The following is a 23,582-nucleotide window of genomic DNA, read 5'->3' as shown; positions in this document are numbered from 1 at the left end:
ATTCCAGCACAAAACTTGAGCGGGCCTATGTCAAGGGGGCATCGGGACGGACGGGGTCTACGCCGGTCGAGGGGAGACCTGGCCGCTCGCGAAGTAGGCGACGAGTTCCGGGTCGAGCGGCGGCACGTCGTACGGGGTGCCGCCGTCCCGCAGCGAGCGCGTGGCCAGGGCCCCCGCGGCCACGCTCATCCGGGCCGCCACCGGGTCGGTGTCGGTGACTCCGCCGTCCCGGGCGAAGCGGCAGAACTCGCCGATGATGCTCGCGTCGGCGCCGCCGTGCGAACCGGCCGCGTCCGGCACCCGGTGGACGACGTCGGCGTCGGCGCGGTAGCCGCTCGGGCCGGTGTTCCACACCCGTACCTCGTCGCCCGGCCGGTCGCCGAAGTTCTCCAGGCGGCCCTCGGTGCCGATGACGGTGTAGTTGCGGAAGTAGTCGGGGCTGAAGTGGCACTGCTGGTAGGCGGCGATGACGCCGTTGTCCAGGCGCATGTTCATCACGGACACGTCCTCGACGTCCACCACGTGGTGCAGGTCCTTGCGCTGCGCCGGCGGCCAGTCGAACTCGCGCAGCCAGCCGTCGGGGCGCGGGGTGTCGGGCTCCCGCCGCGGCAGGTCGCCGTAGACCATCAGGTCGCCGAGGGCGTTGACGCGGGTGGTGTAGCCGCCGGCCAGCCAGTGCACGACGTCGATGTCGTGCGCGGCCTTCTGCAGCAGCAGACCGGTGGTGCGTCGCCGGTCGGCGTGCCAGTCCTTGAAGTAGTAGTCGCCGCCGTAACTGACGAAGTGCCGCACCCAGACGGTCTTCGGCTCGCCGATGTCACCCCGCGCGATGATGTCGCGCATGGTCCGCACGACACCCATGTGCCGCATGTTGTGGCCCACGTAGAGGCGGGTGCCGGTCTCGTGGGCGGTGCGCAGGATCGTGTCGCACTGCTCGACGGAGATCCCGAGCGGCTTCTCCACGTAGACGGGCTTGCCGGCGCGCAGCGCGTCGCAGGCGATGGCCTCGTGGGTGTCGTCGGGGGTGGCGACGATGACGGCGTCGACGTCCGGGGTGTCGAGGAGGGTGCGGTAGTCCTCCACGGCCACGGCTCCCTCGTAGGCGTCCGGCACCGTGGCCCGTACGGCCGGATCGAGGTCGGCGACCGCGACCACCACCGAGCCCCGGCCGGGGCGGTGGGCGGCGGTGGCCAGGTTCTTGCGCAGGCCGAGGCCGATGACGCCGATGCGGAGGTCGTCGCTCACTTGGTGCCCTTCTCGATGGCCTGCTCGTACTCGTGGCGCATGGCGTCGCCCGCGGTGCGCCGCCACTTGGGCAGCACTTCCTTCTTGAAGGAGGAGAGCGGCTTGCGGCCGGCGACGATGTCCTTGATGGCCGTGTACACCTCGTCCTTCGCGGACGCGCCCTTCTGCGCGAAGGTGTCCGAGAAGTAGCCGATCGTCGGGTCGACCTTGGCTATCTTCATCAGCTCCGACTGTGCCTGGTGGATGGAGCGAGTGACGTCGGGCTTGTTCGGCAGGTACAGGGTCTCGGGGGCGTTGCCGAAGAAGTTGATGGCCTGCCGTGTCGTGAGGACCTCGGCGTTGCCCTTCTTCGTCAGCATCACGTCACCGTCCTTGGACCGGGTGTGGTGCGTACCTTCGAGGCCGTTGTCCAGGAAGAGCCGCTCCTCGGTACCCATGGGGGCACTCAGGTAGTCGAGGACCTTGAGGAGCGTGGGGATACGGGACTTGGGGACGTTGTTGTTGATGGCGGTGAAGCCGACCGAGCCGAAGCCGTAGGCCCAGGAGGGGGTCATTCCCTTCTCCGCGGCGAAGGGCACGACGACCTTCTCCGGCCAGTCGTACATGTTGCTGTCGTTGAGGAAGCCGGGGAAGGACTGGACGTGGAGGCCGAGGAAGCCGCCCTCCATCTTCTCCAGGGTGGTGGGGAGGTTCGGGTCCGGCCAGAAGAGCTCCGCCTGCTGGCATTTGAGCGCGAACTCGATGGCGGCCAGGTACTCCTCGGTCTCGAAGAAGTAGGTCAGCTTGCCGCCGTCGAGGCTCCACGTGTTCGGCGCTCCGTGCCAGTACGCGAACTGCTGGATGTGATTGGCGTACGCCGGCTCCAGTACGTACTTCTTGCGCTTGGTGTCCAGGAGTTCCTTCGCCTTGTCGAAGAAGTCCTGCGCGCTCTCGAAGTCCGTGCCGCCGACCGGCTTCCAGAAGTCCTCGTTGGCCACGTACACCTGGCCGCTGCGGCCGTACGGGACGGCGTAGCCCCAGATCCGGCCGTTGATGACGGCGGTCTTCCAGGCGTAGTCGGGGATGTTGGCGAGGTTGGGGTACTTCTTGACGGCGTCGCCCGAGAGGTACGGGGTGAGGTCGTGGAACTTCGCCCGCAGCAGGTCGGGGACGTTCTTCAGGCCCTGGTTCGGTGGGAACCACATCAGGTCCGGCAGGTCGCCGCCCGCGATGGTGGCGTTGAACTTCTCGCGGTAGACGCTGTCCGCGCCGAGGCCGTTGACGATCGTCAGCCTCAGCTCGGACCCGACGCGCTTGTTCAGCTCCTGCCAGTACGCGTTCCGGTTCATCGCCGGGGCGGGCGTCGTGAACGTCTCCGTCAGACAGGTGACCGGCTTGCCGTCGCCGGGCGCCTTCGCCACGCTCTTGACCAGGTCCTTGGGGTAGCGCAGATAGGCCGGGTCCAGGCCCTGCGCGGTGCCCGCCAGGTCGGGTGCGGGCACCTTCGCCGGTACGTACGTGGGCAGCTTGAGCTTGGCGGAGGCCTCCGCCCCGCCTCCCGTCGTTCCACCGTCACCGCACGCGGTGAGCAGGCCGCCGCCCGCGACGGTCAGGCCGGCCGCACCGGCGGCGCCGAGGAACCCTCTGCGGTTGAACTTGCTGGAAGGCATGGTTCTCCTAGGGAGCGGTGAACAAGGTGATTGAAAACGGGACTTGACGGGCCGTCAGGCCTTGACGGCTCCGGTGAGCACGCCCTTGACGAAGTACTTCTGCAGGAAGGGGTAGACCACGACGATCGGCAGCACGGCGAGGATGAGCACCGCCATGGACAGTGCCGTGGTCGCGGGCAGGACGCTCACGCCCAGCGCCTTCGCGTTGAAGGTGTCGCCCTGGATGACGTACGAGCGCAGGATGACCTGCAGGGGAAGCTTGTTGGAGTCGTTGATGTACAGCATCGCGTTGAAGAAGCTGTTCCAGTACGTGACGGCGTAGAACATGCCGACGACCGCGATGACCGCCTTGGACAGCGGCAGCACGATGCGGCACATGATGGCGAGTTCGCCCGCGCCGTCGAGCCGGGCCGCTTCGTGGAGTTCGTCGGGGATGCCCTGGAAGAAGGCCCGTACGACGATGACGTTGAAGGCGTTGAGCATGATCGGCAGGACCATGGCGCCGTAGGAGTCGATGAGCCCGAGTTCCTGCACGACCAGGTAGCTGGGGATGACACCGGGCGTGAAGAGGAACGTGCCGACGACCACGAGCAGCAGCGGCTTGCCGCCGAACGTCCCGGGCCTCGACAGGCCGTACGCCAGGCACACCGTGCACAGCAGGCTCAGCGCCGTGCCGATGAGGGTCACGCCGACGCTGACCAGGGCGGCCCGGGTGACGACGCCGCCGGCCAGGACCACCCGGTACGCCTCCAGGGTGGGGTGCTGCGGGAAGAGTACGTAGCCGCCGTTCGCGGCGAGTTCGGCCTTGCTGGAGAGGCTGGTGCCGATCGCGAGCAGGAACGGATATCCGACGGCCACGATCATGGCCACGATGACGACCAGCTTGACGGCCTGCCCGGCGGGGCTGGGCGGCTCCATCCAGGCGGGCCGGTCGGGACGGCGACGGCGGCGCAGGAACTGCGGGGCGAATGCGGTGCTCACTGATAGACCCCTTGCTCGCCGAGCCGGTGGGCGACCTTGTTGGCGACGACGATCAGGACGAAGCCGATGACGCCCTTCATCAGGCCGGCGGCGGTGGACATGCCCCAGTCGCCGTCCACGACGCCGTGGAAGTAGACGTACGTGTCGAGGACTTCGGAGGCGTCCGCGCCGACCATGTCCCGCTGGAGCAGGACCTGCTCGAAGCCGACGGAGAGGATGTCGCCGAGGCGCAGGATGAGCAGCATGACCATCACGGGGCGGATGCCCGGCAGGGTCACGTGCCACATGCGGCGCAGCCATCCGGCGCCGTCCATGGCCGCCGACTCGTAGAGCCCGGTGTCGATGGAGGCCATCGCGGCGAGGAAGATGATCGCTCCCCAGCCCGCGTCCTTCCAGATGGACTCCGAGGTCAGGAGCAGCATGAACGTGTCGGGGTTGTTCATGATGTTGCCGACGTGCACCCCGTGGTCGTTCAGCACGCTGCTGATGGTGCCGACGCCGCCGAACATCTGCTGGAAGAAGCTGACCACGACGACCCATGACAGGAAGTGCGGCAGGTAGACGACGGTCTGCATGAGGCGCCGTGTCTTGGTGCTGATCAGCGAGTTCAGGAAGAGCGCGAGCAGGATCGGCGCGGGGAAGTAGAGCAGCAGCTGGACGGCGCTGATCTGGAGGGTGTTCCACACCGCGGTCCAGAACTCCGGTTCCTGGACCAGGGCGCTGAAGTTGTCCACGCCGACCCAGAGGCTGTGCATGAAGCCCAGGTACGGCTGGTAGTCCTGGAAGGCCGTGATGTTGCCGGCCAGCGGCAGATAGAAGAAGACCGCGAAGTAGACGATGCCCGGCACGCACAGGAGCAGCAACATCCGGTCGCGCCGCAGCCGTTGACGCAGCGGTGCCTTGCGCGTCGTGGCCTTGGTGTCGTGGTCCTGCCGTGAATCCGGTGGATCGGCGGGCCGGGACACGACCTGGGCGGGCGATGTGGACGCAGGGGACGTCACATACACCTCCGGCATCGAGGGTGGCGGGGTGGGTGGAGCTGAAGGGGCGGCTGCGCCGGTCCCCGAAGCTGGCTGAATCTTGCACCACGCAGGCCGATCGTGACAATAGGTGCTTGAAGTAGGCGTGAATCTTGCAGCTTCGATCACCACATCGTGATGAACCCCAGAGGTGAACCCAGAGGTGAACCCCAGAGGTGACCCGGAGGTGAACCCAGAGGTGAACCCCGCTCCCGCACATGACTGCGCCCCGGAACCCATCCCGGGTCCGGGGCGCGGTCACGCACGCCCGAGGGCGCGTCAGGTGCTCAACCCAGCTTGGCCGTCAGCGTGATCGACGTACCCGCGAGCGCCTGGCTCACCGGGCAGTTCTTCTTGGCGTCCTCGGCCGCGGCCTGGAAGCCCTGCTCGTCCAGGCCCGGGACGGTGCCCTCGACGGTGAGGTGGATGCCGGTGATGCCCTCGCCCGGCTGGAACGTCACGTCGGCCGAGGTGATCAGCTTGGTGGGCGGGGTGCCCGCGCCGGACAGGCCGTGCGACAGGGCCATGGAGAAGCAGGACGAGTGCGCGGCCGCGATCAGCTCCTCCGGGCTGGTCTTGCCGTTCGCCTGCTCGGCGCGGGACGGCCAGGACACCGCCTGCTCGCCGATGCCGGACGAGTCGAAGGTGACGGTGCCGCTGCCCTCGGCGAGGTTGCCTTCCCACACGGTGTGCGCGGAGCGCGTGGTTGCCACGATGGTTCCTTTCGGTTTCCGGAGCCCGACTCGGCTCCCGGTCGGCTGTGGCCACCATCCGATCACATCTGGTCCGCGCGCACGCGCCGACAACGCTCCGGTCCCGGCCGGAAGTTCCACGGTCCCCGCGATTGCCGGCGGCGGCGTCGCAGAGGCGGGAGGGGCCCCGGACTCCGCCCGTGGCACGGTCACCATGGCCGGAATGCGCGCTGGGCAAGACGGCACCGCGGTGACACTTTGAGGCCTCCCGACCAGGGGGGTCCGCACGGGGATCCGCAGGGGGTTTGACCATGCGCATGATCTACGCGGACCGCGGTCCGTCACCACTGGACTCCGGCAAGCCGGGCGCGGCCGACCGGGATTCGACCTTCGGCTGGTGGGGTGCGTTCAGCATCCAGAGGTTCGTGGACCAGAACCCGCTCTCGCACACGCACGAGGACGCGACGGGCTGGCTCGCCTATCTGCAGCAGTTCTACGACCGCAACTTCTGGTTCGCGGACAGCGGCGCCCAGGTGTGGGCGTACGAGGAGACGTACGACAACTGGCAGGACCGGTACGGCATGGACGCCGTCGTCGCCGTCTACCACTCGGGCCACGGCGGCATGGACGGCAACGGGGTGTTCTTCGCGCCGCTCGGCGCCAAGTGGGACAACCGCTCGGACGCCGTGTCCAACCGCATGGCCTTCGGCAACGAGCGGGCCAACTACGTGTTCTGGTCGACGTGCAGCTCCCTGCGCGTCCTCGACGGACACTCCCCCGTCCGCACCTGGGCGGGTCCCAACCTCGGCTCTCGGATGATCTTCGGCTTCGAGACGACGAGCATCGACAGCGGCGACTACGGCAAGAAGTTCTGGGAGAAGTGGCGGGCCGGGCAGACGTACTGCGACGCCTGGCTCAACGCGAGCTGGGACATCTACCACGGCCAGGCCCCGTCCGTCGCGGCCACGGGCCCCACGCAGGCCGACGCCGTCAACCGGCTCAACTCCGAGCGGAACTTCTACCGCGAGCACGTCGCCGACTCCTGGTACGCCTGGCGCTGGTACAACGCGCGCGAAAGCCTGCGCGAGGCGCTCACCCAGGCGCCGCCGAACCCGCGGATCGTGCAGCTCGCGCCGCGCGACCCCAGCCACGAGCTGGCGACGCTCGGCCGGCTCGCCCACTTCCCGCAGGCCGCCCTGCAAGAGGTGCAGGTCGAGCGGCAGGGCGTGATCGGCGCGAGCTCCGGCGACCGGTTCATCTCGACGGCGCCGCAGGCGGTGCGCTGGGTGAAGCTGGCCGAGGCCAACCACCGCAACACGCAGCCGCTGGCGACCGAGCGAGCCGTGGAACTGGCCCGGCAGTTCATGCAGCAGCACCCCGAAAGCACGGACGGTGCCGAGCTGGTCGTCGACGGCGTCCACGACCTGATGCAGAACTCCGGCACGAAGGACGGCTCACAGATCGGTGAGCCGGTGTCGCTGCAGACGCACGTCACGTTCCGGCAGGCCTTCGACGGCGTACCGGTGATCACTCCGGGGCGCGGCGAGTTCCGCGTGGTCCTCGACAACGACGGCACCGTCGTCCAGGCGACGCTCTCGACGCGGCGGCCCACCGGCGACACCCGCGTCCCGAGTTCGGCGGTCGCGCCCCCGTCGGGCAAGGGCACGCAGGCGCTCTCCTCGCCGGGGTCCCGTGACCCGCGCCAGGCGCTGGACGAGGCGCAGCAGCGGCGGATCGCGCATCTGACGGCGATGGCGGCGGACAGTGAGCGTTCGGCGGCCGACATCGAGGCGCGGCTGGAGATCAGGGACGTGCCGGGGACCTTCCAGGTCGGTTACGAGATCGAGGGCAACGAGGCGTATCCCGCGGCGCGGAAGCTGATCGAACTGGGTTCGCGCGACTCCATGTTCAAGAAGCTGAGGTGGGTTGTGGCGCCGGTCGCGCGGTGACGTCTGCGGGGCTGCTCCGGTTTCGGCGGCTGCGGCCCGGTGGGGCTTCTCGCGCAGTTCCCCGCGCCCCTGAGGCATGCGCTGCGCGCAGCCTTCCCTGAGCGAGCGAAGCTCGCTTCTTAGGGGCGCGGGGAACTGCGCGATCAGCCCCCACCGGCCCGCAGCCGAACCACTACGCCGAAGCGTCGGCCCGCTGCTTCCGGGCCGCCATCCACGCGTACACGAGCACCCCCACGAAGAGGAACAGCACACCCTGGTACACGGCCGCATACCCCGCGCCGCCGACCAGCCACATCGAGAAGCCGAACGCGGCGAGGGCCAGCACCATGTCCCGGACCAGACGGGACCCCCGCACCCGCTCCCCCTGCCCCGACAGCAGGAAGTAGATCTGCGCGGCGGTGGCCAGGAGGTACGGCACGGTCGCGGTGAACGTCGTGACGAGGACCAGGGTGTTGAAGACCGCGGCGGAACCGGCCGTGTAGTTGTAGATCGTCAGCAGCGAGGCCAGCGACACGGCGACGAGCACGCCGAACGTCGGCACCCCGCGCCGCTTCCGCTCGAACGCCTTCGGGAAGAGGCCGTCCTTCGCGGCGGCGTACGGCGTCTGGGCGCTGAGCAGCGTCCAGCCGTTGAGCGCGCCGACCATCGACACGAGCGCGGCGACGGCGACGGCGGTGCCGCCCCAGGTGCCGCCGAACATGGCGTTGACGGCGTCGGAGAACGGGGCCGTGGAGTTCACCAGGTCGTCGTGCGCGACGGTGCCGAACACGGCCACGGTGCACAGCAGGTAGAGCAGCGCGGCGAGCCCCGTGCCGAGGACGGTGGCACGCCCCACGTTCCGCTCCGGGTCGCGGACCTCCCCGGCGCTCACGGACGCCGACTCGACGCCCAGGTAGCTGAAGAGCAGGATCGCGGCGGACGCCGAGATCGCGCCCATGGCCGAGTCGCCGCTCGCCCGGAACGGCCCGAGGTTGTCGCTCTGGAAGAAGAAGAGCCCGCCGACGGCGACCAGCAGCAGCGGCGCGAACTTCAGCACGGTCGAGACGAGTTGGACGGCGCCCACGTACCGCGTACCGGCCAGGTTCGCCAGCGCGGGCAGCCACTGGCAGGTGAGCGCGGCGACGATGGTCCAGAAGGTGGAGCCGTGGATCGGGAGGAGCACGTCGAGGTAGCCGACCGCCGCGACGGCGAGCGCCGCGTTGCTCACCCACGTGGTGATCCAGTACGACCAGGCCGCGAGGAACCCGGCGAAGTCGCCGAACGCCTCACGGGCGTAGACGTACGGGCCGCCGGTCTGCGGATGCCGGTTCGCGAGCCGTCCGAAGACGAGCGCGAGCGCGATCGCGCCGACCGTCAGGACGCCGAACGCGACGAGCGCGATCGTGCCGTACGGGGCGACGGACGCCGGAAGGAGGAAGATGCCGCCGCCGATGATGTTGCCCATGACCAGGCAGGTGGCGATCGGCAGCCCGAAGCGCCGGGCGTGCTTGCCGTCGCCGTGCCGCGCGGGGCTGTCGGCCGGAGCCGGCTGGGGGTCGGTTCCGGTGTCGTGCATGTGGGGGGTGTGCCTCTCGGTCGTGCTGACGCCGCCACGGGATCGCCGGGCGACGCCACATCGTCCGGTGAGCGGACACCCTGATCCAAATCAGGCAGGTTTGTCCTGCGGCTCGTGGGGCGTGGCCGCAAATGATGCAGCACCCGGGTCTTGACGTAGCGAATTCTCCAGGGGTCCGGGAGGCGCCGCCAGCGGAACCTGCGGGCCGTGCCCCTCGCGCAGCCAGCGGCGCAGTACGTGGTGGACCTGTTCGGCTCCGACGAGGTCACCGCCGCCCTCGACCGGTTCGGAGAGCGCGAGCGGCGAGAGCAGGAAGGGGCGGCCCTGCGCGCCGCCGAGCCCGCCGTGCGAGCCGATCTGCTCCTCGAACGCGAGGACCTCGCCGTCGAGCGGGTCGTACATGGAGTTGACCATGAGGTCGGCGGTGTGCGGGAAGGAGTCGGTGCGGCGCACGGCATCGGCGGCACCGGGCCCGAAGTCGGCGAGGGGGCCGTGTCCGTCGGCCAGTTCGGCCACCGGCACCTCGGTGCCCTGGGCGCCGAGGACCACCGCGCCGTGTTCCTCGCTGCGTACGAGGAGGAAGCCGATGCCGGGATGGTTGGCGAGGGTCGCGAGCAGGGCCGGGTGGCGGGCGTCGATCTCCTCCTTGCTCATCCGGTGCGGGACGTCGGGGAAGGAGACGAGGCCGAGGTTGCCGGAGGCGAGCACGACGGGCTCGCTGCGCCGGCCGCCGCCCGCGCCCTCCTCCACGGGCCGGTGCAGGGCGGCGCGCACCGCGGAACGGGCCTCGGCGCCGGAGCGGGTGCGGCGCGCCCGGCGCGGCACGGGCAGCCCGCAGCCGGCCCGGACCAGGTCCTGCAGGGTGAGCCCGTAGCGGGAGCGGAAGGTTTCCCCGGGGCTCTGTCCGTGGTCGGACAGGACGACGATGCGGTACGGGCGCGGGGCGTGCTCGGCGACCTTCGCGATCAGCGCGAGCGACCGGTCGAGGCGGGCGAGGACCTGCTCGGCGTCCCGGCTGAACGGGCCCGAGTGATGGGCCACCTCGTCGTACGCGACGAGGTCGGCGTAGACCGCGCTGCGCCCGGCGAGCATGTCGCCGATGACGGCCGCGACGACGACGTCCCGCTCGACGACGGTCGCGAACGCGCGGATGAACGGGTAGAGCCCGCCGCGGGAGACGCGCGGGCGGTGCTTGCGGATCCGGGCGTGGCTGGACTGGCCGATCTCCCGGCCCACCTCGGCGCAGAAGGAGAGGGCGGTGCGCACGGCGTTCGCGGGGTCGCAGAAGTAGGCGAAGTATCCGGCCCGGGACCGGTTCTCCTTGCCGCGCCGGGCGGCCACGGACAGCACCAGGGCGACCTGTTCGGCGCCGCCGCTGAAGAGGTTGCCGCGGCTGGCGCCGTCGACGGTGAGCAGTCCGCCGTCGCCGGTGCGCTCGATGGCGCGGCGCTGCAGTTCGGCGGCGCTGGTCGGGCGGTTGGAGACCTGGGTCTCGCCGGTTTCCTTCTCGTACCAGCGGAAGGCGGGCACGTCGTGGTTGGAGCCGTGCAGGATGCCGAGCTGGCTCGCCCCCGTCTGGCTCGACCAGTCGGTGCGCCACGGGACGAGGCGGTGGCTGCCGTCGCGCAGCCAGGTGTTGACGGTGGGCATCAGGTCGTCGCGGGCCACGCGGCGCAGCACCTCGTGGCCGACGCCGTCGAGCTGGAGGAAGACGGTGCCGGGGGTCGGCGGGCAGGCGTCGGCCTCGTCGCTCTTGCGCCGCCTGCGGGCGGCGAGCCGGTACAGGCGGCGCCGGTACGCGTCGTCGTCGCGGACCGCGAGGGCACCGCCGGTGGCGGAGGCGACGGCGGACATGACGGCGGCGACGACCACGGCGGTCTCGGGGCCGACCTCGCCCCGGTTCTCGGGGACCAGTTTCAGGGCGAAGAAGAGCAGCGCGCCGTTGAGGAAGAAGACGACGAGGCCGAGGACGAGCGCGGGCACGAGGAGCAGGGCGCGCACGAGGACCGGCCACACCAGGGCCGAGAGCACCGCGAACGCGCCGGCCGCCAGTGCCGCGGTGAGCGCCACGCGGGTCAGGCTGTCGCCGTCGTCGGACTGGAGCTGGAAGTCCGGCAGGAGCCCGGCGAGGATCATCATCGTCAGCGTGCTCGCCGCCCAGACGGTCAGCGACCGCCACGCCTGGCTCGCCGCCCGCCGCCACCACCGGCCTCCGGCCACTTTCGGCTCCCCTCGCCCTGAGCTGTCTAGGTCTGGCTTCGGGCAAGGGTTTCATACCTTTTGCACGGGATACTCAAGCGGCTCCGGCCAATCAAGCGGCTCCGGACCCTCAAACCCTTCCGGCGATTGAGGAGCGGGGTCCGGGTCGGAGCCCCGTGACGGCACGCCCGACGGGGCGCACCTCAGATTTCACCTAACACCCGTCGTATCCCGCCGTGGGCATCGACAACCGGCGATGCACGCGAGCCTTCATGTCCGCGTCGTAGCGGGGCTCCGCGAGTCCCGCCCGCTCCAGCCGCACTCCCCGACGTACGCACTCCGCCGAGAACGCGTCCACCGAACGGAGCGCGACCCTGAGGACCCGGTCGCTGGGCGCGACGAACAGGTCGACGAGCCCCGCGTCGACGTCCGCCCACAGCACCTCGTGGTCGGGGCGCAGGTCGTGCACGAGAAGCTGGCGGGTGACGACGTAACCACGGTCCGCGGCCCAGCGGGCGCACATCGCGTACTGGCTGCGCGAGTCCACCAGGAAGGGGTCGGCGTCCAGCTGCTCCAGCGGGGTCAGCCCTGCGATGGCCGTGACCCGCACGGCACCCGCCCGCGCTCCGCCCATGGTGTCCCCCTCACCTCCAGCTTTCGGCGTCGACCCTACTCCTGCACGTAGGCTCGGGGGAGTCGTAAGAAGGAGCCGAAGGAGACAGCGCGTGCCGGTGGAGATCACCTGGTGGGGTCATGCCACCTGCACGGTCCAGGATTCGGGCACGCGTGTGCTCACGGATCCGCTCTTCGCCCGGCGCCTCGCGCATCTGCGGCGCCGCCGCGGCGCTCCTCCGCCGCCGAGCGCCGCGCTCGCCGATGTCGTGCTCGTCTCGCATCTGCACGCCGACCACCTGCACCTTCCGTCCCTCGCCCGGCTCGCGCCGGGCACCCGCGTGCTCGTACCGAAGGCCGCGGCCCGCTCCGTGCCGGGGCTGCGGCGGCTGCGCACGCTGAAGATCATCGAGGTCGAGGCCGGCTCCCGGGTGGAGGTAGGGAACGTCGTCATAAGAGCCGTGCGCGCCGACCACGACGGGCGCCGGCTGCCCGTCGGACCGCAGCGCTCGCCGGCGCTCGGTTATGTCGTCGACGGCGAGGCCCGGACGTACTTCGCGGGCGACACCGGACTGTTCGAGGGGATGGCCGACGCCGTGGGCGACGTGGACGTGGCGCTGCTCCCGGTGGGCGGCTGGGGCCCCAATCTCGGGGCGCACCATCTCGATCCGGCGCGGGCCGCCGTGGCGCTGGCCCGGATCGCGCCGCGCGCCGCGGTGCCCGTGCACTACGGGACGTACTGGCCGATCGGCATGGACGCGGTGCGGCCGCACGAGTTCCACACGCCGGGCGACGAGTTCGTACGGCAGGCGGCGCTGCACGCGCCCGGCGTGGCGGTGCACCGGCTCGAACACGGCGAGAGCGTGCGGCCGAAGGTGGCGGGCCGGTGATGCTCGCCGCGACGACGGTCGTGACACCCGAGTCGACGCAGCAGGCCGTCGGCTATCCCACCCTGTTCCTGCTCGTCTTCATCGGCGCGCTCGTGCCGGTGGTGCCGACGGGCGCGCTGGTCAGCTCCGCCGCGGTGGTGGCCTTCCACCAGACGCTGCCGTTCTCACTGCTGCTCGTGTTCGCGGTGGGCGCGATCGCCGCGTTCCTCGGGGACCTGGCGCTGTACTGGCTCGGGCAGCGCGGCATGCGCTCGAAGAACGGGTCGAAGTGGCTGGAGGCCATCCGCAGCCGCGCCCCCGAGGAGCGGCTCGCGCAGGCGCAGGACAAGCTCGCCGACCACGGGGTGATGGTGCTCGTGCTGTCGCGCCTGGTGCCCGCCGGGCGGATCCCGGTGATGCTGGCGTGCCTGATGGCCAAGATGCCGCTGCGGCAGTTCGCGCGCGGCGACATCCCGGCCTGCCTCGCCTGGGCGGCGACATACCAGGTGATCGGGATCCTCGGCGGCTCGCTGTTCGACGAGCCGTGGGAGGGCGTGGTCGCCGCGATCGCGCTGACCCTGCTGCTCAGCGTCATCCCGTCGGTGTGGCGGAAGCTGCGGCGGCTGTCAGGCAGTCAGCACGCGTGAGCCGCCGACCGGCAGGTCCCACAGCGCCGTGCGCGGCAGGCCCGCCTTCTCCCAGGCGGTGCGCAGGCGGGTGAGCGGTTCCAGGACCGGCTCGGCCGAGAGCAGGAACGTGGCCCAGTGCATCGGCGCCATGAACCGGGCGCCCACGTCCCGTGCCGCCTGCACCGCGTCCTCCGGCGAGCAGTGCACGTCCTCCAGCCACCAGCGCGGGTCGTACGCGCCGATGGGCAGCAGGGCCAGGTCGATGCCCGGGTAGCGCATGCCGATCTCGGCGAACCAGTGGCCGTAGCCGGTGTCGCCCGCGAAGTAGAGGCGCTGCCCGTCGCGGTCGGTGAGGACCCAGCCGCCCCACAGGGTGCGGCAGGTGTCGGTGAGGCTGCGCTTGGACCAGTGGTGGGCCGGTACGAAGTCGAAGCGGACCCCGCGCAGTTCCGCCGCCTCCCACCAGTCCAGCTCGGTGACGTGCGTGAAGCGGCGCCGGGTGAACCAGCGGCCGAGGCCCGCGGGCACGAGGACGGGCGTCTCGCGCGGGAGCCTCTTGAGGGTGGGCCAGTCCAGGTGGTCGTAGTGGTTGTGGCTGATGACGACCGCGTCGACGGCCGGCAGGGAGCTCCAGGCGACACCGACGGGCGTGATCCTGGCCGGGGTGCCGAGGATCTTCCTGGACCACACCGGGTCGGTGAGGACGGTGAGGCCGCCTATGCGCACCACCCAGCTGGCGTGGCCCGCCCAGGTGACGGCGACGGTGCGGGTGTCGACGTCCGGGAGCGGGCCGGGTGCGAACGGCAGGTTCGGGATGTCGGCCAGGCCCTCGGCCGAGGGGCGCACCTTGCCCTCGCGGGCGAACCGGGCGAAGGCCCGCAGGCCCGGCAGCGGTGCGGTGAGGCGGTCGGCGAAGGACTTGGGCCAGCGGCGCGGCACGAATCCGGTGCCTCCCCCGCCGAGCGGCCGTGGCTCGACGAGGGGTCTCGTGGACGCGGTGGCATCAGCCCGCCGCACACCGCTGTCGTCGGTCGTCGCTCCGGACGCCTGCGTCATCGCTCGGACTCCCATCCTTCGCCGGCCGCACCCGTGCCTTCCGGGCCCGCGCGGTCACCGAGTTCGCACAGATCGCCGAACACCGACTCCACCATGCTCAACACCCTTGCCACATGCGGCAATTCCAGGGGCTCCGGTGAGGTGAGAGACGCCCTGCGTTCGTCCGGGGTTGAGCCGATCAGCGGCCCCGTGCAGAGCCGGACGCGCAGCGCGCCCAGGTCGTCGCCGAAGCGGTGGCCGCCGGGCGCGGGCATGCCGAGCCGGTCGCCGAGGAAGTCCTCCAGATCCTGGGCGTCGGTGACCCCGCGGGCCGACAGGCGTGGGCGCAGCCGCTCCAGGTCGACGTAGAGATGGCGGCCCGCGGCCGGTGGCCTGGCCACGCCGCCGGCCGCGAGCACGATGCGGTGCAGGGCCGCGGCGACCCGACCGTGCAGGGCGACGGCGGCGCTGCGGCGGGCGGTGACCTCCTCGCCCTCGTCCAGGACGTACGTCGCCGCTGCCGCGACCGGCGCGGAGAGACCGGCGCCGGTCGCGGTGAGGACGTCGAGGACCCGGGCGGCGAGCCGGTCGCCCTCGGCGGTCGGCGGGAAGCGGGCGCAGGCCGCGGGCAGCGACGGCGGCAGGTAGGCGCCGGTCAGGTCGGTGAGGACGGTGACCAGGGCCGGGAACATCTCGGCCGGGCTGAACAGGACGGTCCCGCCGGCACCCGGGTGCACGGTGTCGCGCCAGGTCTCGTCGCTGACGACGTGCAGGCCCTCCCCCGCGGCGGCCTCCACGGCCTCGTGCAGCACCTCGGGCGGCGGCACGGTCGCCGTCGGGTCGTCGGCCACGGAGACGACGAGCAGCCGGGGGTCGCCGCCCTCGGCTCTGACCCGGCGGACGGTCTCCAGGAGGGCGTACGGGTCGGGGACGCCGCCGCACTCGGCGGGCGTCGGCACGGAGAACACGTCACGGCCGAGCAGCCGGGCCTGCGGTCCCCACCAGGCCGGGCAGGGACGCGGCACGAGGACGTCGCCGCCGAGCGCGGCCGTCAGAGCGAGCAGCAGCGGGGCGCCGCCGGGCGCCGCGGTGACCTGGGCGCGCTCGGGAGCGAGGCCCCGGCGCTGCCAGTGGCCGCGGGCGGCCTCGAGGAGGGCGGGCGGGCCGCCCGGTGGTTCGGGGTGGCTGCGGCCCGCGGTCGAGGCGACGACCGCGGCGAGCTCGGGCAGCACCGGCAGACCGGGCTCGGGCAGCGGTGGCCCGTAGCGCACGGGGCCCCGCCCTTCGCTCCGCTCGGGAACCGTGGAGTCCGGGTGCCGCATGGTGCCTCCGTGCCGTGTCCGTCGCAGCGTGGTGGTTTCGCTGCAACCAGACTCACATCCGGGGCCACCTTTGCGCGCGCCGTGCTGCGCCGTTGCCGGTCGGGGGTGCGTGGTCGGGTGCGGCTCCGATGGGGGCTGGTCGCGCAGTTCCCGGCGCCCCGCTCGCTTCAGGGGAAGCTGCGCGCAGCGCATGTTTCAGGGGCCACCCCCACAACACGTCACCGTTTCAGCGCGGCGAACTCCCGCTCCAGACCCCGGCCCCGCTTGTCGACGACGGCGGACGCCACGTCGGCCAGTTTCCGGTTGCTGGCCTGCGAGATGCGGCGCAGCACGGTGAACGCGGCGTCCGCGTCGCAGCCCAGCACATGCATGACGATGCCGCACGCCTGGTCGACGACGGGCCGGGTGCGCAGCGCAGCGCCCAGCTGGTCGAGCTCGGTGAGCGCGGCCTGATAGGAGCGGTCCCGCACCAGACAGGTCGCCGCGAGGTCGCCGAGGGCGCGGACCGGGCCGTGCGGGGCGTCCGCGAGGGTGCCGGGGCGGAAGCCGTACAGGCTGAGCGTGACGGTGAGGTCGGCGCTGCGGAAGGGGATGGTCACGCTGGAGCGCACCCCGGCGTCGAGCGCGAGCGCGCGGTACTCCGGCCAGCGCCGGTCCCGCAGCAGGTCGGTCGCGTCGACCGGGCTGCCGCACTCCTCCGCGACGGGGATGGGCCCCTCGCCCGACCGCAGTTGGAGCGAGACCAGGGCGGTCAGATCGGGATGGGTGGCGGCGGAGGGCCGCTCGTCGGTGCCGTCGCTCACCGTCGCCACCGCGCCGCAGCAGTCCGCGGTGCAGCGCACCGCCTCCTCCACGAGCTCGGACAGACGACGGGCCGGCAGCCCCGGCTCCGGCGCTTCGGGGGCGGCCTGGGCCGGCTCGGCGGGGTAGGTCCCGTCGGCGTCCTGGGTATCCCTGACGATGTCGGTCTGCTCGGACTTGCGCATGGGATGACGCCTCCTCACCGCTTCGGCTTCCCCCACGGTGTCCCGGGAAACGGCCGGACGGGATACGTTCTCGGCATGGCGCAGATGGAAGAGTTCGGTGAGGAACTGGCGGACTTCGTGCGCCGGGTGACTGAGTTGAAGGCGGCTCGTTCCGTGCCCACCGATGAGCTCCCGGCCGTGCTGGACGCGGCCCTGTTCGAACTCGACCACGCGGTGCGGAAGTTGTGGCCGTGGTACGAGCAACTCAGCACCGAGCCGGCCGGATCGGGGGGCCGCGGCGCGGCGGCCGACCGGCAGGAGCAGCAGCTGCTGCGCGCCGTCTTCCAGCGGATTCCGCTGCCGGTGGCCCTGGTGGACCGGGAGTCGGTGGTCCGGCGCCTGAACTTCGCCGCGACGCACTTCACGGGGGTGCGCGCCGGATACGCGACGGGGCGTCCGCTGACCGGGCTGCTGGCCCACGCGGACCGGGCCGCGTTCCGTTCGCAGGTCGCCGCGGTGGCCCGGGGCGAGGGGGACCGCGGCCTCACCGTGCATCTGCAGCAGGACGCGCGGCATCCGGTCCGCGCGACGCTGACGGGACTGCGCCCGGGCAACGAACCGCGCACCAGCGTCCTCGTGGTGCTCCAGCCCGACGACCCGGTCGACGCGGACGCGGGCGCCGAGCGGGGGCAGTCCCGGCGCGCGGCGCGGGTTCCCGACCTCACGGAGACCAGCCGGCACCAGGCCCTGATGGATCTGATGGACCTGATGACGCGGGAGCTGCTCGGCGCGCCCGCCGACGATCCGGCCGAGCCGCTGCGGCGTGCCGCACACGTCCTGCACGGCCGGTTCTCCGACTGGGTGGTGGCGGACGCGGGCGCCGCCCGTCTCAGCCGTACCTGCGTGCTCGGCGCCGACGACGACGCCGTACGGGACATCGCGGCGCAGGACCCGGCCACCGCTCCGCTGATCGTCGAGGCGACGCGGGGCGGTGGTCCCACGCTCCTGGTGCGCCCCGAGGACAGCACGTCACTGGGGCTGGACGCGTCCGGCGCGCAGGTCCTGGTCCGCGCCGACGTCACGTCGCTGCTGTGCGTGCCCCTCGTCCCGTCCCCCGGCGAACCGGTCCAGGGCATCCTCACCCTGTTCCGGTCCGCGGGCCGCCTGGCGTTCTCCATGGCGGAGGCCCAGGCGTTGGACGTGATGTCCCGCCACATCGCGCTGGCGATGCAGCGATGCCGCTAGCTAGGCCGCGTCGGTGAGCACCTGGTCCCGCAGCCGGTCGCAGCAGCGGCTGATCAGCCGCGACACGTGCATCTGCGAGATGCCCAGCTGCTCGGCGATCCGGCTCTGCGTCATGTCCCCGAAGAACCGCATGTACAGGATCTGCCGCTCCCGCTCGGGGAGCGCGGCGATCCGCGGCTTGACGGCCTCGCGGTCGACGACGATGTCGAGCGCGGGGTCGGCGGAGCCGATCGCGTCGGACAGCGAGTAGCCGTCGTCACTGCCCGGCAGCTCCGCGTCGAGGGAGAGCGCGGTGAAGCTCTCCAGTGCCTCCAGGCCGGTACGCGCCTCGTCCTCGGTCATGCCCGCGTGCTCGGCGATCTCGGTGAGGGTCGGGGCGCGCCCCGAGATGGTCTGGGCGAGCTCGTGCCGGGCGAACCGGACGCGGTTGCGCAGGTCCTGGACGCGGCGCGGCACGTGCAGGGTCCACATGTGGTCACGGAAGTGGCGCTTGATCTCACCCGTGACGGTCGGCACGGCGTAACTCTCGAAGGCGTTGCCGCGCTCCGGGTCGTACCGGTCGACGGCCTTGACCAGGCCGAGGGCCGCGACCTGACGCAGGTCGTCGAGGGATTCGCCACGGTTGCGGAAACGGCCCGCGAGCCGGTCGGACATGGGCAGCCAGGCCTCGACGACCTCACGGCGCAGTTCGTCGCGCTCGGGCCCGTCGGGCAGATCGCAGAGCTTGGTGAAGGCCTCGGCGGTGTCGGGGGCGTCGTCGTGCGGGTGGCGCTTTCCGGACTTCACCGGGTTCAAGGGCGTGTCGGTTCGCGTGCGCATGGGCTCGCAACTCCCTGATGGTGCGTCATGGTGCTTGGTTCGGGGTCACCGTGGGAGTCACGCCTCTGGGCGGAGTCGGACACACCCGGGGCCGGGGCAGCGGTGCGCTGTTCCCGTGGACGGATACGCCGTGCGTACCTGTCCCTCCCACGGACGTGCCTTCTGTCCGAAGCACTGACTTTCGCCTGCCCCTGCCATGCCGGGCCAAACACCGCGGCACCCGTAGGGCTTTCGGAGGGATCTTCGGTGGACGGGCGCGGTGGGCCCGAGCGCGTCCACATCCTCCGGGCGCCTCACGGGTCTCCCCGGAAACGCCGGGCAAACCCGTACGTGTCAGCCAGGACCGGTCGGGTACGCGGTCGGCCACCACCGAGTGACTGGAGGGACGACAGATGCAGCGAGGCAGCGACCGGCACAGCGCACACCGCGACGACGAGATGAAGCACGAACTGCAGGGACTGCTGCGCTCCGGCCATCCCACGCGCACCGCGGAGTGGCACGACCCGGAGCCGGTGGCGGACGACGATCCGGAGGTGGCGGGCGGCCCGGTGCTGCCCGGCAGTGGCCCGGGCCGGCTCGAAGCGGTCCGCCTCGAGGTGGGAAGGCTGCTCGGCCGCACCGCGTTCCCCGCGGGACCCGCCGCACTCGCCGCGGTGCTGCGCGAACGGTCCGCGCCCGACGGGCTCGTCGACCGGGTGGCCGCGCTGCCGCCGGAGTCGACGTTCCGTACGGCGTCGGAACTGGCCGGGGCGCTCACCGGCGACCGGGCATGAAAGCCCCTCCCTCGGGTACTGCGGCCGGGGCCATGGAGGAACCGAGGGAGCAGAAAGGCCGACAGTCATGGCCGATTTGGTGAGGGAAGTCATGACACCAGGTGTGGTGGCGGTACGTCCCGACGCCTCGCTCGTCGAGGCCGCCCAGCTGATGCGGGCCCAGGACATCGGTGATGTCCTGGTCGCGGACGAGGTGGGCCTTGTCGGCGTACTCACGGACCGGGACATCACGCTGCGCGCGGTGGCCGACGGCGCGGATCCGCTGACCGTGAGCGCCGAGGCCGTGTGCACGCCACACCCGGTGGCGGTCGGCCCGGACGACGAGGTGTCCGCCGCGGTGACGCTGATGCGCGAGCACGCGGTGCGTCGGCTGCCGGTCGTCGAGGACGGCCGGGCGGTGGGCATGGTGAGCCTGGGCGACCTGGCGCTCGCCCAGGACCCGGCCTCGACGCTCGCCGACATCAGCGGGGCGGTGCCGGACACCTGGCGGGACTGAACCCGGTCCGGGTTCGGACTCGTGACGATCAACATACGCAAGTCGTGCAAGGGAGTTGAGCAACTGATGCGCATCGCGTTCCTGGTGGCACCCGAGGGCGTCGAACAGGTGGAGCTGACCGATCCCTGGCAGGCCGTGCGGGACGCGGGCGGTGAGCCCGTGCTCGTGTCGACGCGGCCGGGCGAGGTGCAGGCGTTCCACCACCTGGACAAGGCGGACACGTTCCCGGTGGAGAAGACCGTCGCGGAGCTCGCGGCGACCGGAGCCGAGGGCTTCGACGCGCTGGTCCTGCCGGGCGGCGTCGCCAACCCCGACCACCTGCGCACGGATCCCGACGCCGTGGCGTTCGTCCGGGACTTCTTCACCCGCGGCCTGCCGGTCGCGGCGATCTGCCATGCGGCGTGGACGCTGGTGGAGGCGGATGTGGTACGCGGCCGCACTCTGACGTCGTGGCCGAGTCTGGCCACCGACATCCGGAACGCCGGGGGCACCTGGGTGGACCAGCAGGTGAAGGTCTGCACGGGCGGACCGAACGTGCTGGTCACCAGCCGCAGGCCGGATGACCTGAAGGCCTTCGACGCGGCCCTGCTCGAACAGGTCAGCGGGGTCTGAGCCGACCGGGTCGGCAGGGCCGGGAGCCGAAGCAGGCGCCGGCCCGGCGGGGTAGAGCCGGGCCGGAACGTCTTGGAGACCCATAGCGGTCACGATCCCGGAGACGGCAAGTACCCAAGACCGAGGACCAGTTCCCCGCGACATACCGACGGTAGATCGTCCGTGGGCGGCGGAACGATCCGCTGAGCGCGAGCGCTGTCCGGTCAGCGCGTCGAGCGCCTCGTCCTGCTGAGTCGTCGAACCGGCTCGTCGTGCGGTTCTCCTCGTGCGGCCCGGCCGTCCCGTCCCGTTGTCACGGGGAGCCGCCGACTCCTTCCCGCAACGTGCGGGACGGCACCTGGCCGTACTTGGTCCGGTACTGCTCCGCGAACCGGCCCAGATGCCCGAAGCCCCAGCGGTACGCGATGTCGCTGACGGTCGTGACGTGCGAGTCCGCGACCAGCAGATCGGCGTGCGCCCGCTCCAGACGGACCGAGCGCAGGTACGCCATCGGGGGCATGCCCACGTAACGGGCGAACGCCTCCTGGAGCCAGCGGACGCCGACCCGGGCCTGCGCGGCCAGTTCGGCGGTGGTGAAGGGGTGTTCGGGGCGCTCACGCATGGCGTCCATCGCCCGCTTGACCGGGGTGGGGCGCAACTCTCCTACGGGGTGCTCCACTTGATCGCGATAGGTGTGACCGGCCGACAGGAGCAGACCGTTCAGCACCGCGTCTCTCAACGGTGCTGCCACCAGCGGATGTTCGAGCAGGCGGGCCTCCCTGCCCAGATCCTCGACGAGGGTCCCGACGAGTCCGGCCCACGCCTTGCCGCGTCCACGCGTCAGATCGAGCGCGGAGTCGAGGACGACGGGTCCGCGCGGGGCCCGGCCGGTCAACTCCTCGATGCGCCGCTCCAGAAGGGGCCGTTCGATCTTCAGGGCGACGATCCTGCCGTGACCCGCCCAACGGTCCACGACCGTGGTGCCGACCGGCTGGAAGAGCGCGGCCGTGCCGGGCGCGGTGATCATCTCGGGCCGGCTCGACTGGTGCCAGGAGAAGGAATCGCCGACGGGGATGTTCACGTGGTAGGAGCCCAACTCGCCGCAACGCACCCGGACATCGGCCCCGCACGTCAGATCGCCGACCGTGATCCCGCCGAGTTCGAGCACCTCGAACGAGGCGCCGAACCGTTCGGGGCGTGCCAGCACGTCCAACCGGTTGGTGTAGAAAGCGTCCTTGATCGCTTCCATGGCCCGGTCGACGTCATCCGTCCGGAAGGACGTCCTCGTCACCGCTTCTCCTCGTGATCATCGTGATGGTCCGTCATGATCGGCCGTACACAGGGGATTCCGCTGTGTTTCCGACGACCTAGCAGCGTACGACGGCCGCCGATGCGTGGCGACGGCACCCGCGACGTACGCCCGGACGCGGGCGTACCTGTGATATCGCGCGTTCCCGCCGGTACCGCAGTCACTCGGCATCCGATGCCCCGCCGCTCGTCTTTCACTCGTGCGCGTCACGGGGTGCCTGTCCGCGTGTGCGCCGGGTATCCGCACCGAACGCGGCATTCCGCTCCCCGCCGCGCCCACGAAACTCGGAAGGCAGACATGGACCTCGCGTTCCTCTCCCCGCTGTTCGACCGGCCCGGCCCCTGGGCCTCCGTGTACGTCGACGCGGCCCGGCACCGCGAGTCCACCGACGAGGAGCGCACGCAGGAGGCGCTCGGGGTGCAGCGCGCGCTCGCCGCGGCCGGGGCCGACGAGGCGACGTGCCACGCGGTGCGGTTGGCCGTGGACGAACTGCGCCACACGGGGGAACCGGTCGGCCGGGCCTTCTTCGCCACGCGCGGCGAGGTCGTGCTCGATCCGGCGCTGAGCACGGCGCCGCCCGGTACGTCGGCGTGCTGGGCGGCGCTGCCGCACACCACTCCCCTGCTCGATCTGGCCGGCGCGGATCCGCTCTGTCTGGTCGCGTACGTGGACCCTCGGGGAGTCGAGCTCGAACTGCGCTCGGCGGGCGGGATGACGGGATGGCCGGAGCGGCACGTCGAGCTCCGGGTTCAGGACACCGAGGAGGCGGACGCCGCCGAGATCGCGGAGGCGCTCACGCGCTGCCGGGCGGAGACGCGGGCCGATGTGGTGGTTCTGGTCGGCGGCGAGCGTGCGTGCGAGGCCGTACGGGACCGGCTGCCCGGCGCGGTGCGGGAGCGGGCGCTGCGGACGCGGCACGGCGCCGGGAGCCGGCTGCGGGACGCCGAGGTCGCGGCCGCCAGGGCCGAGTACGTGGGGCTGCGCGCGGCGCACGAGGTGGAGCTGTTCGACGAGGGGCGGGGGTGTGACGGGGTGGCCGCGGAGGGGGTGCCCGCGGTGGTCCACGCGGCGCGCGGGCACCGGATCTCCGAGCTGCTGATCCGGGCCGACGGGGACGATGCGGGGCGGCAGGTGTGGGTCGGGGCGGAGCCGGACCAGGTCGGGGTGCGGCGGGAGGATCTCGTCGGGCCACGGGCGGCGGCCGCGCGGGCCGACGACGCGTTGATGCGGTGCGCTGTCGCCGGTGGGGCCGGGGCGGTGTCGGTGGCCGGCGTGGAGTCGGGGGGTGGGCCGGTCGGGGGGTTGGGGGCGTTGTTGCGGTGGGGTGAGTGAGGGGGCCTCCGGCGGGGTGCGGTTCGTCGCGACTGGGCGGGCTGCCCGTCGCGGCCCGCGCCTCTCGGCAGGCCGCCGTTGCCGGGTGCGGTTGTGTCGGCGGGTGGCGGCTCGTCGTGGCTGGGCGTGAGGTTCCCCGCGCCCCCTGGCGCCACCTCGCCGTTACCGGTGCGGTTGTGTGTCGGCGGGTGCGGGTTCGTTGTGGTTGCTCGCGCAGCTCCCCGCGCCCCTCGGCAGCCCTCCGTCGCCGGACGGATACGTTGCCGAGTCGCGGCTCGTCGTGGTTGCTCGCGCAG

General features: G+C 71.8%; 21 protein-coding genes. 8 read left to right on the top strand and 13 right to left on the bottom strand.

What is annotated here, in order from left to right; genetic code table 11:
• Window positions 1-57 precede the first annotated feature (57 nt).
• The 5 genes from B072_RS0133130 to B072_RS0133110 form a co-directional block, all read right to left on the bottom strand.
• Window positions 58-1,245 carry a Gfo/Idh/MocA family protein gene (locus B072_RS0133130; protein WP_018534275.1) on the bottom strand — a complete coding sequence of 396 codons (1,188 nt, stop codon included), beginning with the start codon at window positions 1,243-1,245 and terminating at the stop codon, window positions 58-60.
• On the bottom strand, window positions 1,242-2,894 hold the full coding sequence (locus B072_RS0133125) for a hypothetical protein (RefSeq protein WP_018534274.1): 1,653 nt from the start codon (window positions 2,892-2,894) through the stop codon (window positions 1,242-1,244). Before B072_RS0133125 ends, B072_RS0133130 begins: the two co-directional genes overlap by 4 nt.
• Window positions 2,895-2,948: 54 nt before the next feature.
• The gene (locus B072_RS0133120) at window positions 2,949-3,875 is read right to left on the bottom strand and encodes an ABC transporter permease subunit (protein WP_018534273.1); all 927 of its coding nucleotides are present in this window, start codon (window positions 3,873-3,875) and stop codon (window positions 2,949-2,951) included.
• A complete protein-coding gene (locus B072_RS0133115) occupies window positions 3,872-4,891 on the bottom strand; it encodes an ABC transporter permease subunit (protein ID WP_086020434.1) in 1,020 nt (339 codons plus the stop codon). The genes B072_RS0133120 and B072_RS0133115 overlap by 4 nt, the downstream gene beginning before the upstream one ends.
• 290 nt (window positions 4,892-5,181) lie before the next feature.
• Entirely contained in the window at window positions 5,182-5,607 is a 426-nt protein-coding gene (locus B072_RS0133110; protein ID WP_018534271.1) for an OsmC family protein, read from the bottom strand.
• Between the two features lie 290 nt (window positions 5,608-5,897).
• On the opposite strand from B072_RS0133110, the gene B072_RS0133105 reads away from it, so the two are divergent.
• Complete coding sequence (locus tag B072_RS0133105; protein ID WP_018534270.1) at window positions 5,898-7,535, top strand: DUF6345 domain-containing protein; 1,638 nt, start codon at window positions 5,898-5,900, stop codon at window positions 7,533-7,535.
• Window positions 7,536-7,707: 172 nt separating this feature from the next.
• Here the strand turns inward: B072_RS0133105 and B072_RS0133100 are convergent, their stop codons facing one another.
• The 3 genes from B072_RS0133100 to B072_RS0133090 all read right to left on the bottom strand — a co-directional run bounded on the left by B072_RS0133100 (window position 7,708) and on the right by B072_RS0133090 (window position 11,923).
• Window positions 7,708-9,090: an amino acid permease gene (locus B072_RS0133100; RefSeq protein WP_018534269.1), complete on the bottom strand. Its 1,383-nt coding sequence runs from the start codon at window positions 9,088-9,090 to the stop codon at window positions 7,708-7,710.
• 90 nt (window positions 9,091-9,180) lie between these two features.
• Entirely contained in the window at window positions 9,181-11,229 is a 2,049-nt protein-coding gene (locus tag B072_RS44695) for an alkaline phosphatase family protein (RefSeq protein ID WP_234018988.1), read from the bottom strand.
• A gap of 274 nt (window positions 11,230-11,503) precedes the next feature.
• Window positions 11,504-11,923, bottom strand: coding sequence for a hypothetical protein (locus tag B072_RS0133090; protein WP_018534267.1), 420 nt, complete (start codon window positions 11,921-11,923; stop codon window positions 11,504-11,506).
• A gap of 91 nt (window positions 11,924-12,014) precedes the next feature.
• On the opposite strand from B072_RS0133090, the gene B072_RS0133085 reads away from it, so the two are divergent.
• Window positions 12,015-12,791 (top strand): MBL fold metallo-hydrolase, encoded by a 777-nt coding sequence (locus B072_RS0133085; protein ID WP_018534266.1) that lies wholly within the window; start codon window positions 12,015-12,017, stop codon window positions 12,789-12,791.
• The gene (locus B072_RS0133080) at window positions 12,791-13,417 is read left to right on the top strand and encodes a DedA family protein (RefSeq protein WP_018534265.1); all 627 of its coding nucleotides are present in this window, start codon (window positions 12,791-12,793) and stop codon (window positions 13,415-13,417) included. Before B072_RS0133085 ends, B072_RS0133080 begins: the two co-directional genes overlap by 1 nt.
• Here the strand turns inward: B072_RS0133080 and B072_RS0133075 are convergent.
• The 3 genes from B072_RS0133075 to B072_RS0133065 all read right to left on the bottom strand — a co-directional run bounded on the left by B072_RS0133075 (window position 13,397) and on the right by B072_RS0133065 (window position 16,742).
• The gene (locus tag B072_RS0133075; RefSeq protein WP_018534264.1) at window positions 13,397-14,455 is read right to left on the bottom strand and encodes an MBL fold metallo-hydrolase; all 1,059 of its coding nucleotides are present in this window, start codon (window positions 14,453-14,455) and stop codon (window positions 13,397-13,399) included. The genes B072_RS0133080 and B072_RS0133075 overlap by 21 nt on opposite strands.
• Window positions 14,452-15,756 (bottom strand): aminotransferase class I/II-fold pyridoxal phosphate-dependent enzyme, encoded by a 1,305-nt coding sequence (locus B072_RS0133070; protein WP_018534263.1) that lies wholly within the window; start codon window positions 15,754-15,756, stop codon window positions 14,452-14,454. The genes B072_RS0133075 and B072_RS0133070 overlap by 4 nt, the downstream gene beginning before the upstream one ends.
• A gap of 218 nt (window positions 15,757-15,974) precedes the next feature.
• The gene (locus B072_RS0133065) at window positions 15,975-16,742 is read right to left on the bottom strand and encodes an ANTAR domain-containing response regulator (RefSeq protein ID WP_018534262.1); all 768 of its coding nucleotides are present in this window, start codon (window positions 16,740-16,742) and stop codon (window positions 15,975-15,977) included.
• Window positions 16,743-16,817: 75 nt separating this feature from the next.
• Between B072_RS0133065 and B072_RS0133060 the strand changes: the two genes are divergently transcribed.
• On the top strand, window positions 16,818-17,966 hold the full coding sequence (locus tag B072_RS0133060; protein ID WP_018534261.1) for a PAS domain-containing protein: 1,149 nt from the start codon (window positions 16,818-16,820) through the stop codon (window positions 17,964-17,966).
• Here B072_RS0133060 and B072_RS0133055 read toward each other — a convergent pair whose 3' ends face one another.
• Window positions 17,967-18,785 carry an RNA polymerase sigma factor SigF gene (locus B072_RS0133055; RefSeq protein WP_018534260.1) on the bottom strand — a complete coding sequence of 273 codons (819 nt, stop codon included), beginning with the start codon at window positions 18,783-18,785 and terminating at the stop codon, window positions 17,967-17,969.
• Window positions 18,786-19,177: 392 nt separating this feature from the next.
• Between B072_RS0133055 and B072_RS0133050 the strand changes: the two genes are divergently transcribed.
• From B072_RS0133050 to B072_RS0133040, 3 genes are all read left to right on the top strand, one after another.
• Complete coding sequence (locus B072_RS0133050) at window positions 19,178-19,558, top strand: DUF2795 domain-containing protein (RefSeq protein WP_018534259.1); 381 nt, start codon at window positions 19,178-19,180, stop codon at window positions 19,556-19,558.
• 67 nt (window positions 19,559-19,625) lie between these two features.
• The gene (locus B072_RS0133045) at window positions 19,626-20,054 is read left to right on the top strand and encodes a CBS domain-containing protein (protein ID WP_026246551.1); all 429 of its coding nucleotides are present in this window, start codon (window positions 19,626-19,628) and stop codon (window positions 20,052-20,054) included.
• Window positions 20,055-20,120: 66 nt separating this feature from the next.
• Entirely contained in the window at window positions 20,121-20,666 is a 546-nt protein-coding gene (locus B072_RS0133040) for a type 1 glutamine amidotransferase domain-containing protein (protein ID WP_018534257.1), read from the top strand.
• A 292-nt stretch (window positions 20,667-20,958) separates the two neighbouring features.
• On the opposite strand, the gene B072_RS0133035 is transcribed toward B072_RS0133040, so the two are convergent.
• The gene (locus B072_RS0133035; protein ID WP_018534256.1) at window positions 20,959-21,936 is read right to left on the bottom strand and encodes an AraC family transcriptional regulator; all 978 of its coding nucleotides are present in this window, start codon (window positions 21,934-21,936) and stop codon (window positions 20,959-20,961) included.
• A gap of 315 nt (window positions 21,937-22,251) precedes the next feature.
• Here B072_RS0133035 and B072_RS0133030 point away from each other — a divergent pair, with 315 nt between their 5' ends.
• Window positions 22,252-23,286, top strand: coding sequence for a hypothetical protein (locus B072_RS0133030; RefSeq protein WP_018534255.1), 1,035 nt, complete (start codon window positions 22,252-22,254; stop codon window positions 23,284-23,286).
• The last annotated feature ends 296 nt before the right edge of the window (window positions 23,287-23,582 follow it).

Origin of the sequence: Streptomyces sp. HmicA12, from assembly GCF_000373565.1 — a bacterium.
Taxonomy (GTDB): Bacteria; Actinomycetota; Actinomycetes; order Streptomycetales; family Streptomycetaceae; genus Streptomyces.
Note: the sequence above shows the minus strand (reverse complement) of the source record. Positions and strands in the feature narration are given on the sequence as shown.